We start from the raw sequence: 15,898 nt of genomic DNA, 5'->3' as shown, positions 1-15,898 counted from the left end.
ACCTTGAGGAGTGACGATGGCGGCAAGCGTGGACGCGGTAGTGGCGGGAGCCGGTGGCTTCATCGGCGGGCACCTGGTGGCGAGCCTCCTCGCCGAGGGCAAGACCGTTCGCGCCGTCGACGTCAAGCCCCTCCACGAGTGGTACCAGGTCCACGGGGACACCGAGAGCCTCCAGCGCGACCTCGCCGACCTGGACGCCTGCCGCGAAGCCGTCGGCGACGGCGCCGCCGAGGTCTACAACCTCGCCTGCAACATGGGCGGCATGGGCTTCATCGAGAACAACAAGGCCCTGTGCATGCTGTCGGTCCTCCCCTCGACCCACATGCTCATGGCCGCCAAGGACGCCGAGGTCGGCCGCTTCTTCTACGCCTCCTCCGCGTGCGTGTACGCCGGCTACAAGCAGACCGAGGCCGACATCGCGCCCCTGAAGGAAGAGGACGCCTACCCCGCCGACGCCGAGGACGGCTACGGCTGGGAGAAGCTCTTCTCCGAGCGCATGTGCCGCCACTTCCGCGAGGACTTCGGCCTCGAGACCCGCGTCGCCCGCTACCACAACATCTACGGCCCCGAGGGCACCTGGGACGGCGGCCGCGAGAAGGCCCCCGCCGCCACCTGCCGCAAGATCGCCCTCGCCGCCCTCAAGGGCGAGAAGACCGTCGAGATCTGGGGCGACGGCGAGCAGACCCGCTCCTTCACCTACATCGACGACTGCGTCCACGGCACCAAGATGCTCACCCGCGGCGACGTCACCGAGCCGCTCAACCTCGGCTCCTCCGAGATGACGACCATCAACAACCTGTACTACCTGGTCGCCGACATCGCCGGGATCGACATCGAGCTCAAGCACGTCGACGGCGCCCTGGGCGTGCGCGGCCGCAACTCGGACAACACGCTCATCGAGAAGTACTACGGCTGGGAGCCGTCCATCAGCCTCCGCGACGGCATGGCGAAGACCTACGCGTGGGTCTACGACCAGGTCAAGGCCAAGTACAACCTCTGAGATGGCCGACCCGAAGCTCCGCCGCGTCGACGTCCTCGGCGTCGGCGTCTCCACCGTCAACCAGGCGATGGCGCTGGCAGAGGTGACCCGCTGGGTCGACTCGGGCGAGCGCCACTACGTGTGCGTCACCGGCGTGCACGGCGTCATGGAGTCGCAGCGCGACCCCGAGCTCCTCGCGATCCACAACGCCTCCGGGCTGACCACGCCCGACGGCATGCCGATGGTGTGGGCCGGGCACAAGGCCGGCGCCGAGTGGATGGACCGGGTCTACGGGCCCGATCTGATGCTCAACGTGCTCGCCCGCGCCGCCGAACGCGGCTGGTCCTCGTTCCTGTACGGCGGCAAGGACGGCGTGCCGGAGCTGCTCGCCGAGAAGCTCGCCGAGCGCATCCCGGGCGTGAAGATCGCCGGGACGTACTCGCCGCCGTTCCGCCCCCTCACCGACGAGGAGGACGAGGCGATCGTCAAGCGCATCAACGACTCCGGTGCGCAACTGGTATGGGTGGGCCTGTCGACGCCGAAGCAGGAGCGGTGGATGGCCGCGCACCGCGACCGGCTGAACGCGCCGGTCCTGTTCGGGGTGGGGGCCGCCTTCGACTTCCACGCCGGGCTCGTCCCGCAGGCCCCGCCGTGGATGCAGCGCAACGGCCTGGAATGGCTCTACCGGCTCACGAAGGAACCGAAGCGCCTGTGGCGCCGGTACTTCAAGAACAACCCGGCCTACCTGCGAGCGATCCGCCGACGCCCCCCGTTCCTGCGCGACTAGCGCCGAACCGGACCGGACGAAGACGCGGCAGCGCCGCCGCCCGAACGGTCGGCGGCGCGCCGCATGGCGGCCCGCTCCCGACCCCGGCGGCCCCGCCGCTTCGGCCGTCCCGATGACGTCGTGCGCCACGTCGCCGGTGCGCGGCATCCGACCCGCACCTCAGCGGCGCCGCCGGATCCGGCGTCCGCTCCCGCTGCGTCCACGGGCCCGCCGCACGCGCCCTCCTACCGGTGCGACTCCGCCGGTCGCGGACTCCGGGCCGGTCGGGGGCTGGGCGTGCCCCTCGGGCAGGGGCGCTGCCGAAGGGCTTCCCCGTGCCTGTTTCAAGAGCGCGAGCCGGAAACCCCCGCCGAAGTCGTTCGCTTCGCCCTCCTTACCCGCACGCCGCGACGACGCTAGGCTTTGGCGCATGGTCGACATTCACAAAGCGAGCGCCCAGACCGCGCACCACCCCCGCATGACCGTCGTGTGGTCGGTCCTGTCGGCCGAGATCGAGCGCTTCGCCGCGGGTACCGGGGCGACCCTCCGCGTCCTCGACGTCGGCGGCGGCTCCGGCGGGTTCGCCGTCCCCTTGGCCGAGCTCGGCCACGACGTCGTCGTCGTCGAGCCCAGCGCCAACGCGCTCGCCTCCCTGCGGCAGCGCGCCGCCGACGCGGACGTCGCCGACCGGGTCCGAGCCGTCCAGGCCGACGCCGACGAACTCCCCGACGTCGCCGAGCCCGGCAGCGCCGACCTCGTGCTGTGCCACTCCGTCCTGGAGATGGTCGACTACCCCGACACCGCGCTCGACGCGATCGCGCGCGTCTGCGCGCCCGGCGGCGCGGTCAGCATTCTCGTCTCCAACCGCATCGCCGCCGTCCTCGGCAAGGCCCTCTCGGGCCAGTTCGGGACCGCCCTCGACCTGCTCCACAACATCGACGGCGTCCTCGACGGACGCGACACCATCAAGCGCCGCTTCGAGACCGCCACGCTCACCGCGCTGGTCGGCGGCTCGGGCCTGGTCACCGAGCAGGTCCACGGGGTCGGCGTGGTCGGCGACCTCCTCCCGGCCTCGGCCGCCCAGACCGAGGCGAGCGCCGGCGAGGCCCTGCGCGAGTTCGAACGCGCCACCGCCTCGCGCGTGCCGTTCCGGGACATGGCGACCAACATCCACCTGCTCGCGCGCAACCCCATGCGCTGACGGCGCACCGGGAAGGGCGTGCGTCGTACACTGTTCAGTGTACGAAGTGCACTGGGTCGCGGGTTCCGCCGGCGTACGACCACCGAGCACTTCGTACGACGTTTCGCGCCCCTCGCGTTCGGCCCAGGGGAGGTGCGGCGCGTCCGCGAGCCGCGCTACGTCGGCGAGCGTAGGCGCGTTTACGCCGCGCTGCCGAGGGCGCGGCCGCCGTCGGCTCGTAGCCTGGACCCGTGACCACGCCGACGACCGCCCGCGCCAAGCGGATCCGCGCCGCCGCCTTCGACGTCGGCCTCGCCGCGCTGCTCGGCGTCCTCACGAGCGGCGCGACCGTCGGGGCCGATCCCGACCACAGCCCCGGCGGTCCGGCCTTCGCGCTGATCGCGGTGATCAGCGGGTGCCTCGCGGTCCGGCGCCCGTGGCCCGAGGTCGCGCTCGTCGGCTCGATGGCCGGGCTCTTCCTCTACCTGTACCTGGGCCTGCCCGAGGGACCGGTCTACCTGCTCCCGGCCGTGGCCGTGTTCTTCTTCGCGTTCGCGCGACCGCTGAAGACCGTCCTCGTCGTCCTCGCTGTCCTGTTCGCCGCCACCACGGCCTTCCACACCGTCGTCATGGACGACATCGCCGACCTGTGGGTGAACGCGAGCATCGCACTGGTCTGGCTCGGTCTCGCCGCCACCGGCGGCCGCCTCCTCCGCGAGTCCCGCAACGCCCGGGCGCGCGAACGCACCACCGAGCGCGAGGCCGAACGCGAGCGCTACCGGGCCGAGGAACGGATCCAGATGGCCAGGGAGATCCACGACGTCGTCGGCCACAGCCTGGCCGTGGTCAGCATGAACGCCGGTGTGGCCCTGCACGTGCTGGACAAGCGGCCGGGCGCCCCGCCCGAGGTGGTCGAGAACCTCCAGGCCATCCGCGACGCCTCCACGCGGGCGCTGCAGGACCTGCGCGCCACCCTCGCCCCGCTGCGCCAAGGGCGGCAGCCCGAGCTGCGCCCGACAGGCGCGATAACCGACCTGCCGGCCCTCGTCGACGCCGTGCGCACCGGCGGCCTCGACGTCGAGTACACCGTCTCCGGCGACCCGGGGGCGGTGCCGACGAACATCGCCGCCACGGTCTACCGCGTGGTGCAGGAGTCGCTGACGAACGTCATCCGCCATGCCGAGGCCCGCCGGGCCGAGGTCCGGATCGACTGCGGGCCCCACCGGATCGGCATCCTCGTGGAGGACGACGGACGCGGCGGCCCGATCGACCCGGACCGGGTCGGGCAGGGCGTGACCGGCATGATGGAACGGGTCGTGACCGGCGGCGGCGAGTTCAGCGCCGGGCCCCGGCCCGGCGGCGGCTTCGCCGTCAAGGCCGACCTTCCCTACACGAACCACCCCGGTTGACGGCTCCCGAGCCCTCGCCGAGGGCGCCGACCGACGGCCGCAGCGCCGTCCAGCAGTGAGGAACGCGCATGATCGAACTCGTGATCGCCGACGACCAGAGCCTCATCCGGATGGCCCTGCGCAACCTCTTCCACAGCGAGGACGACATCCACGTCGCGGCCGAGGCCGACAACGGCCAGGAGGCCTGGGAGCTCGTCTCGCGGCTGCGGCCCGACGTCGCCCTGCTCGACATCCGCATGCCCGGCCTCGACGGCCTCGAAGTGCTCCGGCGCATCAGCCGGGACGCGAACCTGGCCGGCACGCGCGTCGTCATGATCACCACGTTCGAAGTGGACGACTACATCTTCGACGCCCTCTCCAGCGGCGCGGCCGGATTCGTCATGAAGGACGCGCCGCCCGAGGACCTCCTGCGGGCCGTGCGCCTCGCCGCGGCGGGGGACTCCCTGCTCAGCCCGGACGTGACCCGGAAGGTCATCGAGGCCTACGCCGAGCGCGGCACCGGGGCCGGCAGGCCCCACCAGAACCTGGGGGACCTCACCGAGCGCGAACTGGAGATCCTGCGCTGGGTCGCCACGGGCCTCCCGAACGACGAGATCGGCGAGCGGCTGTTCATCAGCCCCGCCACGGTCCGCACCCACGTCGGCAAGCTGCTGTCCAAGCTGGCCGCCCGCGACAGGGCCGGCCTGGTCGCCATCGCCTACCGATCCGGCCTGGACGTCCCCGAGGTGTAGGCGCGCCGGGCCCCGGAGCGTTCCGAGGCGCCGCGCCGCCCCCACGGCCCTCCCGCGCAGTCGCCTCGCCGTAGGCGCGAACACGCTCGCACGCTGAGGCGCATTCGATTGGGCTGCAGCAGATTCGGAGGCATGGAACCCGAACGATCCGAAAGGAACCGTCCCATGCCGACGCCCACCCTCCGCCGAGCCCGGTCCGCCTTCGCGGGCACCCGACGCGGCCGATGGCCCGCCCTCGCCGTCTGGGTGCTCCTCGCCGCCGTCGGCTTCGCCCTCGCCCCGAAGCTCGGCGACGTCCAAGACGACTCCCAGATCAACTGGCTCCCCGCCGACGCCGAATCCACCGAGGCGCTTCGCCTCGCCGAAACCGAATTCGACGACGACGGCGTCAGCAGTCTCCTCGTCCTCTACACCGCCGCCGACGGCAGCGCCCTCGACGCCGAGGCCTTCGCCGCCGCCGAGGCCGACCGCGCCGCACTCGACCGGTTCGCCGCCGCCGGCGAGACCACCGCCGGACCGATCCCCTCCGAGGACGGCCGAGCGCTCATGCTCGTCGTGCCCCTCCCCGAGACCGCCGTCGACGACGACCCCGCGATCCTCGACCGCGCCGACGCCGCCGTCCAAGCCGGCCTCCCCGCCGGCACCGAAGCGGGCTTCACCGGCGGTGCGGCCTTCGCCCGCGACATGGAATCCGCCTTCGAGGAACTCGACGGGCCGCTCACTTGGATGACCGTCGCCGTCGTCGCCATCGTCCTCGCGCTCAGCTACCGGTCCCCGCTGCTGCTCGTCCTCCCGCTCGCGTGCATCGCCGTCGCCGAACAGCTCGCCACCGCGCTCGCCTACCTCCTCGGCGAATACGCCGACGTCACCGTCAACGGCCAGAACACCGGCATCCTCACCGTCCTCGTCTTCGGCGTCTCCACCGACTACACGCTCCTGCTCGTCTCCCGGTACCGCGAAGAGCTGCGCCGCGACGAGGACCGCTTCGCCGCGATGCAGACCGCCCTCACCCGCACCATGCCCGCCGTGCTCGCCTCCGCCGGCACCGTCGTCCTCGCGCTCGCGGTCATGCCGCTCGCCTCCGTCTCCAGCACCGCGGCCCTCGGCCCCGTCCTCATCGCCGGCGTCGTCAGCGCCGTCATCGCCTCCATGACCCTGCTCCCCGCCGTCCTCTCGCTCTTCGGCCGGGCCCTGTTCTGGCCCGTCGTCCCGCGCTACGACCCCGCCGAAGCCCACGCGCCCGCCCAACGCCGCCACCGCTTCTGGGGCCGCATCGCCGGCGCCGTCTCGGCCAGGCCCCGCCTCATCGCCCTCGCCGCCACCGCCGGACTCGCGCTCCTCGCCCTCGGCTGGACCGGCCTGTCCACCGGCCTGGAGCAGTCCCAGACCCTCACCACCGAGACCGAATCCCAGCGCGTCGCCACCGAGATGGCCGAGCACTACCCGGCCGGCGCCTCCGAGCCCGCCGAGGTCTACGTCCACGCCGCCGACGCCGACGCCGCACTGGCGGTCCTCGAAGCCGACGACCGCGTCGCCCAGGTCCTCGAACCGGTGGCCGCCACCGGTTCCGACCGGGTCCGTATCGACGCGATCCTCGCCGGGGCCCCCTCCAGCGCCGCCGCCCAGGACACCGTGGCCGACCTCCGGAACGCCTTCGCCGACGACGGCACCGACGCCCTCGTCGGCGGCGCCACCGCCACCCGCCTCGACCTCGTCGACGCCAACAACCGCGACCTGGCGCTGCTCATCCCGCTCATCTTCGCCGTGGTCTTCGCGGTGATCATGATCCTGCTGCGGGCCGCCGTCGCCGCGCTCGTGCTGACCCTCGCCACGGTCCTGTCGTTCGCCGCCGCCATCGGCACCGCCGCCGTCGTGCTCGACCTCCTCGGGCACGGCACCGTGGACACCACGTTCTTCCTGTTCGGATTCCTGTTCCTGGTCGCCATGGGGGTCGACTACACGATCTTCCTCATGACGCGGGTCCGCGAGGAGGTCCCGCGATGGGGCCACCGCGTCGGCACCCTCCGGGCCCTCACGCTGACCGGCGGCGTCATCACCTCCGCCGGACTGGTCCTGGCCGCGACCTTCACCGTGCTCGCGCTCATGCCGCTGACCTTCCTGATGCAGATCGGCGTCGTCGTCTGCGTCGGCGTCCTGGCCGACGCGATCATCGTCCGATCGCTCCTGGTCCCCGCGCTCGCGCTGTGGATCGGCGAACGGCTCTGGTGGCCCGGCGGCATCGCGAAGCGGCGCGACGCCGCCGCGGGGACGCCGGCGGCGACCGACCGCGAATCGGCGAGCGTCTGACCGACCGACGCGGCTGCGGCGGCCCCTTTCAGGGCCGCCGCAGCCGCGCGTTCAGCGCCGACCGGGGAACCTCCCGCGCATCCGGCACCCGGTGTGGGCGAACCGACACGAAACCGGCTAGCCTCGGGCCATGCCTTCGAGCCCGTACCTGGCGGAGATGCGACCTGCCTACGGCACCGGCACGCTCGCCGACGTGATGCCGACCGCCCTCGGCGCCCTAGGAATCCCCGCCAAAGGCCTGAACCTGCGCGACACCGAGTTCGACGGCGTGCGCCGCGTGGCCGTGCTCCTCCTCGACGGCTTCGGCCACCACCTGCTCGGCCAGGCCGCCCAGGCCAGCGCCACCATCGGGGCCATCCACCACGGCGAACTCGGCACCCTCACCCCCATCACCGCGACCGTCCCGTCCTCGACCCCCATCAGCCTCGCCTCCCTCGCATGCGGCATGCCGCCCGGCGAACACGGCATCATCGGCTTCACCGTGCGCGTCCCCGGCACCGGCGACCTGGTCACCCACATCCGCTGGGACGGCGCCCCCGACCCGGAGACCTGGCAGCCCGAACCGACCTGCTTCGAGCAGGCCGACGCGGACGGGGTCGTCTGCACCGTCGTCTCCAGCGGCGCCTTCCGCGACACCGGCCTGACGCACGCGATCTACCGGGGCGCCGACTGGCTCCCCGCGTCCACCCCGGGAGAGGTCGCCGAAGGGACGCTCGCGGCGCTGGCGCGAGGCGGGCGCAGCCTGGTGTACGGCTACCTGCCGGACGTGGACACCGCCGGGCACTTCCACGGCATCGGCTCGCCGCAGTGGCTCGAAGCGGTCGCGAACGTCGCCGAGGCGATCGACGGCATCCTCACCGGCCTGCCGAGCGATGCGGCGCTGATGGTGACCGCCGACCACGGCATGGTGAACGTGACCGACCGGCTGCACGTCGACCAGCGGCCGGACCTGCGCGACGGAGTCGAGGCGATCGCGGGCGACGGTCGGATTCGGTACCTCTACACCGCGCCCGGCGCGGTGGAGGAGGTCCGGCAGGCGTGGACGGAGGCGGTGGGGGGCCGCGCGGAGGTCATGGGGCGGGACGAGGCGGTCGACCGGGGCTGGTTCGGCCCGAAGGTGACCGCGCGGAGCCGCGAGCGCATCGGCGATCTGGTGGTGGCGTGCCGCGACACGTTCGCGGTGGTCGGGGTCGAGGGCGAGCCGCCGCACGTGGCGAAGCTCATCGGCCAGCACGGCGGCCTGACGGCCGCGGAGATGGCGGTTCCGCTCTGGAGCTACCGAACCGGCTGAGCGGGGGACCTGCCGGGGGAGGGGGCCGTCGCAGGCCCCCGGGGCCGGGTGTGTCGGAGCTCGGGCGCCCCCGGTTCAACGGCGACGCGGGGGTCTGACCTCTCGTCGGGCCGCCCGGCCCCCGAGGCCGGGTGTGTCGGTTCGCCGCCGCCCCCGATGCCAACGATGGCGCAAGGGTCCGACCATTTGTCGGGGCGTGGGCGTGGGCGTGGGCGTGGGCGTGGGCGTGGGCGTGGGCGTGGGCGTGGGCGTGGGCGTGGGCGTGGGCGTGGGCACGGGGCGCGTTCCGGATCCGGCGGTTGTCGTACCCGGCCGCTAGGCTTCGGCGGTGGCCAGCGATCTGCGTCGTTTCATCGGTCCCGACCTGTCCGATGACGGCATCGGGATTATGCACGTCGACATGGACGCGTTCTTCGCGTCCGTCGAGATCGCCCGCGACCCCTCGCTGCGCGGCAAGCCCGTGATCGTCGCCGGGCTCGGACCCCGCGGCGTGGTCGCGGCCGCCTCCTACGAGGCCCGCGAGTACGGCGTCCACTCGGCCCTCCCCACCGCCGTCGCCCGCCGCCGCTGCCCGCACGGGGTCTTCATCACGCCCACCGTCTCCTACCGCGAGGTCTCGCGCGCGATCATGGCGATCTTCCGGGAGTACACCCCGCACGTCCAGCCGATCTCCGTCGACGAGGCCTTCCTCGACGTCTCCGGCGCGCGCCGCCTCATCGGCACCCCGGTCGCGATCGCGCGCGCCGTCCGCGAGCGCGTCCGCGCCGAGCACGGCCTCACCTGCACGGTGGGCATCGCCTCCACGAAGTTCCTCGCGAAGCTCGCCTCCGAGGCCTCCAAGCCCGACGGGCTCGGCGTCGTCCCCGTCGCCACCGAGCTCGAGTTCCTCCACCGGCTGCCGATCCGCTCGGTGTGGGGCATCGGCGAGAAGACCGCCGAGAAGCTCACCCGCCTCGGCCTGCGCAACGTCGGCGACCTGGCCCGCCTCGACGTCGACAGCCTCGCGGCCGCGGTCGGCACTGCCGGCGCCGAGCACCTGTACGCGCTCTCGCGCAACATCGATCCGCGGCCGGTGCGGCCCGAACGGGTCGAGAAGTCCATCAGCGGCGAGACCACCTTCGACCGCGACGCGCCCGACGGCTCGGTGTGGGGACCGGTGCTGCTCGAACTGTCCCGCAAGGTCGCCTCGCGGGCGCGCGCCGCCGGCTGGGCGGGCCGCGGGGTCACCGTCAAGATCCGTTTCGGGGACTTCCGCACGATCACCCGTTCGAGGACGCTCGCCGCGCCCACCGACGTCGGCCACGAGATCTACGCGGCCGCACGGGATCTGGCGGACGCGGCCGCGACCGCGCCGGTGCGGCTCATCGGCGTGCGGCTCGACCATCTCGTGGAGGCCGCCGCGGTGGGCCGCCAGGTCGCCCTCGGGGAGCCCGAGCACGGCTGGCGGGACATCGAGACCGTGATCGACCGGGCGAGCGCGAAATTCGGGAAGGGCGCGGTCCGCTCGGCGGGTCGGCTGGAACGCCCGGACTCGCGTGTAGACACCCCGAAACCGGGGAACCCGGGGCGTTGAGCGCTGTCGCCTCGCGGGATCTCCCTCAGGGGACGCACCGGGGTCAGAACGGACCGATTCAAGGACGAACTGCCTTCCGCCTCGGGCGAAAGCCTCGTAGACTTGGATTACAAGCATTGGGGCCTTTGCTGGGGCCCCGCCGAGCACTAGCGCAGGAGGAGTGTCGTGCCGCTCTCCGACCACGAACAACGCCTGTTCGAGCAGATCGAACAGTCCTTGTCCGAAGACCCGCAGTTCGCCTCTGCTGTGCGCGCCCACGACCCCGCGCATGTGACCCGACGCAGGCTCATCCTGGCCGGGATCATCACGGTCATCGGGATCGGCGCCGTCATCGGCACCGTGATCGCCGGCGGGGCCGCCGCCATGTGGGGCGCCCCCATCGGTGCGGTGCTCATGTTCGGTGGTCTGCTCCTGGGCCTGTGGGCGCAGCGTCGAGGCACGAACGTGAAGCTCAAGGCAGTGGATGGGAAGGCCAGCCGATCAGTCGGCGGTTCGAAGAGCCCCAAGCCGGGAGGGTTCACCTCCCGCATGGAGGAGCGATGGCGCCGCCGCCGCGACAACGGCGACATCTTCTGAACCGGCACCCTCGAACGATCGAGCGACCAACACCTGCGACTGAGCAAGCGCACGCGCGCGATTGAAGGCACCACGGGCCGCGCCTGAGAGCCGGCCCGTCTTCGCATCCTCAGGGAGCGGGGGAGCGGCCCACGGGCTCGGGTGCGTGATTGCGGGGTCCCCCGGTGCAAGGGCGGCTCGGAACGACTCGGCCCGGCCGGGGGATCCCCCCGGCCGGGCCGGTTCTCGCTATAGGGCCTCTGCGGTGCAGAGCCGATGGCCTTTAGCGGCCGCGGAGCATCGCTCGGCGTGCGCCCTTGCCGGCGTTCGCGCTGGTCGGGATCGGTCCCTTCGGGATCGCCATGCCGATGCCCAACGCGTCGAGGCGCTTGGCGATGTGGTTGGCGGCCTTCGAGTCGATGTTCTTCGGCAGCTTCATGAGGCGCTTGCGCACCTCGGTCACCGAGAAGTCGTCGTTCGGGGTCTCGCCGACCATGAACGTGTACACCGGCGTCGAGCCGACCACCCGCGAGATCCGCTTCTTCTCCTGGCCCAGCAGCTTGCGGACCTTCCCGCCGCCCTCGCCCAGGAGCACCACGCCGGCCTTGCCGACCGCCCGGTGCACCATCTGCGTCTCCGACAGGGCCGCCACGCCCGGCGTCACCTGCCAGCCCCGGATGCCGTCGATGAGCGCGTACGCCGCGCCCGGCTTGCCGACGGCCTCCTTGTTCACCACCTTGCTCGTGCGCACGTTGAGCACGATCATCCCGGCCAGCAACGCCACGAACAGCGCACTGATGTACCACAGCAGGGAGAACCGGGCGAACACGACCAGCGCGGTGACGATCACGAACGGCAGCAGGATCGCGGCGGCCTCGAGCGGCACGAACAGCTTGTCCCGCTGGCTCGTGAACTTGATGGCCATGCCGATGGTCTTCAGGCGCGACCCGAACGTCTCTTTTTCCCGCTGCTTTGCCATGACGTCGATTCTAGTGTGCGATCCGGACTGCTAAGCGGGGGCTGCGGCGCGGGCCTCGATCGCCTGTCGGTACAGCCGGCCCGCCCGGTACGAGGAGCGCACGAGCGGCCCGCTCATGACGCCCGCGAAGCCGATCTCCTCGGCCTCGGCCGAGAGCTCCACGAACTCCTCGGGCTTGACCCACCGGTCCACCGGGTGGTGGCGCTTGGTCGGCCGCAGGTACTGGGTGATGGTGATGAGCTCGCAGCCCGCGGCGTGCAGGTCCTTGAGCGCCTGGGAGACCTCCTCGCGGGTCTCGCCCATGCCGAGGATGAGGTTCGACTTGGTGACCAGGCCGTCCTCGCGGGCCGCGGTGATGACCGACAGCGACCGCTCGTACGTGAACGCGGGCCGGATGCGCTTGAAGATGCGCGGCACGGTCTCGACGTTGTGCGCGAGCACCTCCGGGCGCGAGGAGAAGACCTCTTCGAGCGCCTCGGGCTCGGCGTTGAAGTCGGGGATGAGGAGCTCGACCCCGCAGCCGGGGACGGCCTCGTGGATCTGGCGGACGGTCTCGGCGTACAGCCAGGCCCCGCCGTCGTCGAGGTCGTCGCGGGCGACGCCGGTGATCGTGGCGTACTTCAGGCCCATCGTCTGGACCGACTCGGCGACGCGGCGCGGCTCGTCCCGGTCGAGCGGGGCGGGCTTGCCGGTGTCGATCTGGCAGAAGTCGCAGCGGCGCGTGCACTGGGAGCCGCCGATGAGGAACGTCGCCTCGCGGTCCTCCCAGCATTCGTAGATGTTGGGACACCCGGCTTCTTGGCAGACCGTGTGCAGCCCCTCGCTTTTGACGAGGCCCCGCAGTTCGGTGTACTCGGGGCCGGTCTTGGCCTTGACCTTGATCCAGGAGGGTTTCTTCTCGATCGGTGTCTCGGCGTTGCGCACTTCGAGGCGCAGCATCCGGCGTCCTTCAGGCTGTACGGAAGTCACCGGCCTAGCCTACGCCGCGGACCCGCGGGGCGGCAGGTGTCGCTCGGCACAGCCGCGGCGCGGATCAAACGTAGGATGACGTCCGCGCTGCTCTAATGGGGTCGTTCACCAAAAGGGCATACGGGAGGGGAGAGTCCAGTGGAACTCGTTCACCAGGGCAAGGTCCGCGACGTCTACGCCGACGGCGAGGACCTGATCCTCGTCGCCTCCGACCGCGTCAGCGTCTACGACGTCCTGCTGCCGACCCCGATCCCCGGCAAGGGCGCGCTCCTGACCGCCCTGAGCCTCTGGTGGTTCGACCAGCTCGCCGACCTCGTCCCCAACCACGTCGTCTCCGCCGAGGACGTGCCCGCGGCGTTCGCGGGGCGCGCCGTGCGCGTCAAGCGGCTCGACATGGTCAAGGTCGAGGCGGTCGTCCGCGGCTACCTCACCGGCTCCGGCCTCGCCGACTACCGGGCCACCGGCGCGGTCTGCGGCATCGCCCTCCCCGCGGGCCTGGAGGACGGCTCGCGGCTTCCCGAACCGATCTACACCCCGACCTCCAAGGCCGACGTCGGCGACCACGACCTGCCGATGACCTTCGAGGAGACCGCCGACCGGCTCGGCGCCGACCTCGCCGCGCGGATCCGCGACATTACCCTCGCGGTCTACCGCCGCGGCAGCGAGATCGCCCTCGCCAAGGGCATCATCATCGCCGACACCAAGCTCGAATTCGGGATCGACGCCGAGGGCGCCCTCCGCCTCGCCGACGAGGTGCTCACCTCCGACTCCTCCCGCTTCTGGGAGGCCGCGACCTGGAAGCCCGGGGGGACCCAGGCCTCGTTCGACAAGCAGTACGTGCGCGACTGGGCCAAGTCCACCGGCTGGAAGCCCACCGGCGACAACGCCGCCGCCGAGGCCCCCGAGATCCCCGAGCCGGTCGTCGACGCCACCCGCGCCCGCTACATCGAGGCCTACGAGCGCCTCACCGGGCGGCGCTGGTAAAAAGCCGTCCGCAGGCCCCGGCCCGCGGGGAGCGCCGGCGCGGACCGGCCGGGCCGTCTCGCACCGGGCGGCGCCGGCAAAGCCGCCTGACGCGCGGACCCTCGGGGGCTGCGCTCAACGGGGACTGCGCTCAAGCTGATCGGGCCGACGGCGCCGGCCGCACGTCCGCGAACGGCGCGACCGTGCCCGCTCACCGGCTGCCGCTCACCCGCGGCACCCACATCCGCACCGACCAGCCGCCCTCCGGCGTCGGCCCGGCCTCGAAGCGCCCGCCGAGCAGCTCGGCGCGCTGCCGCAGCCCCAGCAGCCCGTGCCGGGCGCTCGGCAGCTCCAGCACCGGCCGCGAACCGGCCGCGTTCTCGACGAGGACGGTCGCGCCCTCGCGCCAGTTGACCACCGACACCTGCACCGACGCGCCCGGGGCATGCTTGCGGGCGTTGGTGAGCGCCTCCTGCACCGTCCGGTAGATCGCGCGCTGGCCCGCCGGGTCGAGCCCGACGATCCGCTCCACGCGAAGCTCGGCGTCGACCCCGCTGCCCGCCACGAGCGCGTCCAGCTGGTCCAGCGTCGGCTGCGGGGTCAGCTCGGTCGCCCGGACGCCCGAGGCCTGCAGCACCTGCACCATGTGCCGCAGCTCCTCAAGGGTGGTCACGCTCAACTTGCGGATGGTGGCCGCGATCGACTTGAACTCCTCGTCCTGCGCCTTGACCTGCAGCGCGCCGGCCTGCACCGCGATGAGGCTGACCTGGTGGGAGACCACGTCGTGCATCTCCCGCGCCAACTGGGCCCGCTCGGCGGACAGCGCCTGCTGCGTGAGCAGCAGCTGCTCGTGCTCGCGGGCCTCCTCGATCTCCGCGAGCCGGTCGGCCAGCGCCTGCCGGGCCCGCTGGCTGTAGCCGATGATCGCCGGGACGGCCGCCAGCACCGCGTAGTACAGCTGGTTGCGCAGCGGCAAGTCGCCCCAGAAGCTCCAGTAGAGCGCGTCCGACGGCGTCCATTCGGGGTCCGGGTGCTGGAGCGTGTACAGCACCCCGGAGTTCCAGAAGATGAAGCAGGCGGCGAGCAGCGTGGCCGCCGTCACGGTCACCCACGGGCGGCGTGAGCGGTAGGCGACGCTGTAGACCGCGAACATGGACGCGACCTTCTCGCCCACCAGCGCCGCGGCCGGCAGGGTCACGAGCAGCACCAGGAACGGGAACCGGCGGCGGAACAGCAGCGCCGCGACGCCCAGGACCGCGAACGTCGCCGCCGGCTGGTTCTCCGGCCTGAGCACCAGCCACAGGTGCCCGACCGCCACGGCCATCACGAACAGGTCGAACGCCCATTGCGGCACCCGCCGCAGCGGCCACCACCGGGTCACCCACCGTCCCCCTTGAGCAGCCCCGCGTCGTGGGCCGCCAGCGCCGCCTGGACCCGGTTGGTCACCTGGAGCTTGGTGAGGATCGAGCTGACGTGGTCCTTGACGGTGCCCAGGCCCAGGAACAGCTCGGCGGAGATCTCCCCGTTCGACTTCCCCTCGGCCAGGAGCAGCAGGATCTCCCGCTCGCGCTCGGTGAGCCGCTCGATCCGCGGGTTCGGCTTCGTCTCCACGGAGCGCTCCAGGTAGCCGGCGACGACGGCCTGCGTGACCTTCGCCGAGAGCACCGCGCCCTCGGTCACCAGGGCCCGCACCTGGTAGGCGAGGTGTTCGGGCTCGGTGTCCTTGAGCAGGAAGCCCGCCGCGCCCAGGCGGAGCGCCGCGTACACGTACTCGTCGGTGTCGAAGGTGGTCAGCGCCGCGGTGATCGGCGGGTGCGAGAGGTTCTTGAGCCGTTTGAGCACGGTGAGGCCGTCGACGTCGGGCATCCGGATGTCGAGGAGCACGACGTCGGGCCGCAGCGTCAGGACCCGGTCCACCGCATCCGCACCCGTGACCGCGTCGACGACCTCGATGTCCTCGGCGGCGTTGAGAATGTGGGTGAAGCCCGATCGGATGAGGGCCTCGTCGTCGACGATCAGCACTCGGATCACGTGCACCTCCCTGTCACCTATTCGTTATATGAGCGCTCATCATCCACGGGGCGGGCTATCCGACGAAGGGAGGGTGCCCAGGCATCCACATGGCGGGTCCGCATACCCGTCGGACGACGGTGCGACTCGGGACCTTCGGCCGCCCCCGTACTAGTCCGTCGGTCC

The 15,898-nt window shown here is 72.2% G+C and carries 14 protein-coding genes; 10 read left to right on the top strand and 4 right to left on the bottom strand.

From position 1 onward, the window contains the following. The first annotated feature begins 16 nt into the window (after positions 1-16). From K3N28_RS02755 to K3N28_RS02705, 9 genes are all read left to right on the top strand, one after another. Entirely contained in the window at positions 17-1,000 is a 984-nt protein-coding gene (locus tag K3N28_RS02755; RefSeq protein ID WP_228090939.1) for an NAD-dependent epimerase/dehydratase family protein, read from the top strand. Between the two features lies 1 nt (position 1,001). Then, positions 1,002-1,766: a WecB/TagA/CpsF family glycosyltransferase gene (locus K3N28_RS02750; protein WP_228090938.1), complete on the top strand. Its 765-nt coding sequence runs from the start codon at positions 1,002-1,004 to the stop codon at positions 1,764-1,766. A gap of 409 nt (positions 1,767-2,175) precedes the next feature. Further along, positions 2,176-2,946, top strand: coding sequence for a bifunctional 2-polyprenyl-6-hydroxyphenol methylase/3-demethylubiquinol 3-O-methyltransferase UbiG (locus tag K3N28_RS02745; RefSeq protein ID WP_228090937.1), 771 nt, complete (start codon positions 2,176-2,178; stop codon positions 2,944-2,946). Between the two features lie 230 nt (positions 2,947-3,176). Further along, positions 3,177-4,334, top strand: coding sequence for a sensor histidine kinase (locus K3N28_RS02740; protein ID WP_228090936.1), 1,158 nt, complete (start codon positions 3,177-3,179; stop codon positions 4,332-4,334). Positions 4,335-4,402: 68 nt separating this feature from the next. After that, on the top strand, positions 4,403-5,065 hold the full coding sequence (locus K3N28_RS02735) for a response regulator transcription factor (RefSeq protein WP_228090935.1): 663 nt from the start codon (positions 4,403-4,405) through the stop codon (positions 5,063-5,065). Between the two features lie 165 nt (positions 5,066-5,230). Continuing rightward, positions 5,231-7,372 carry an MMPL family transporter gene (locus K3N28_RS23225; RefSeq protein WP_255640248.1) on the top strand — a complete coding sequence of 714 codons (2,142 nt, stop codon included), beginning with the start codon at positions 5,231-5,233 and terminating at the stop codon, positions 7,370-7,372. Positions 7,373-7,502: 130 nt separating this feature from the next. After that, positions 7,503-8,663 (top strand): alkaline phosphatase family protein, encoded by a 1,161-nt coding sequence (locus K3N28_RS02715; protein ID WP_228090934.1) that lies wholly within the window; start codon positions 7,503-7,505, stop codon positions 8,661-8,663. A 388-nt stretch (positions 8,664-9,051) separates the two neighbouring features. Continuing rightward, on the top strand, positions 9,052-10,236 hold the full coding sequence (gene dinB, locus K3N28_RS02710) for a DNA polymerase IV (protein WP_374209680.1): 1,185 nt from the start codon (positions 9,052-9,054) through the stop codon (positions 10,234-10,236). Positions 10,237-10,401: 165 nt separating this feature from the next. Next, on the top strand, positions 10,402-10,812 hold the full coding sequence (locus K3N28_RS02705; RefSeq protein ID WP_228090932.1) for a DUF3040 domain-containing protein: 411 nt from the start codon (positions 10,402-10,404) through the stop codon (positions 10,810-10,812). Between the two features lie 262 nt (positions 10,813-11,074). On the opposite strand, the gene K3N28_RS02700 is transcribed toward K3N28_RS02705, so the two are convergent. Both K3N28_RS02700 and lipA read right to left on the bottom strand, forming a co-directional pair. Next, positions 11,075-11,770 (bottom strand): DUF4191 family protein, encoded by a 696-nt coding sequence (locus tag K3N28_RS02700; RefSeq protein ID WP_228090931.1) that lies wholly within the window; start codon positions 11,768-11,770, stop codon positions 11,075-11,077. A 30-nt stretch (positions 11,771-11,800) separates the two neighbouring features. After that, a complete protein-coding gene (lipA, locus tag K3N28_RS02695; RefSeq protein WP_374209679.1) occupies positions 11,801-12,709 on the bottom strand; it encodes a lipoyl synthase in 909 nt (302 codons plus the stop codon). A gap of 168 nt (positions 12,710-12,877) precedes the next feature. Here lipA and K3N28_RS02690 point away from each other — a divergent pair, with 168 nt between their 5' ends. Continuing rightward, on the top strand, positions 12,878-13,723 hold the full coding sequence (locus K3N28_RS02690; RefSeq protein ID WP_228090929.1) for a phosphoribosylaminoimidazolesuccinocarboxamide synthase: 846 nt from the start codon (positions 12,878-12,880) through the stop codon (positions 13,721-13,723). 190 nt (positions 13,724-13,913) lie between these two features. On the opposite strand, the gene K3N28_RS02685 is transcribed toward K3N28_RS02690, so the two are convergent. Together K3N28_RS02685 and K3N28_RS02680 are read right to left on the bottom strand one after the other, a co-directional pair. Next, positions 13,914-15,083: a sensor histidine kinase gene (locus K3N28_RS02685; RefSeq protein WP_228090928.1), complete on the bottom strand. Its 1,170-nt coding sequence runs from the start codon at positions 15,081-15,083 to the stop codon at positions 13,914-13,916. Further along, entirely contained in the window at positions 15,080-15,733 is a 654-nt protein-coding gene (locus K3N28_RS02680; protein WP_228090927.1) for a response regulator transcription factor, read from the bottom strand. Before K3N28_RS02680 ends, K3N28_RS02685 begins: the two co-directional genes overlap by 4 nt. Positions 15,734-15,898 lie beyond the last annotated feature (165 nt).

The organism is Glycomyces sp. TRM65418 (assembly GCF_019710475.1).
In the GTDB taxonomy this organism is placed as follows: domain Bacteria; phylum Actinomycetota; class Actinomycetes; order Mycobacteriales; family Micromonosporaceae; genus Glycomyces.
This window is presented reverse-complemented; position numbering and strand designations above follow the sequence as displayed.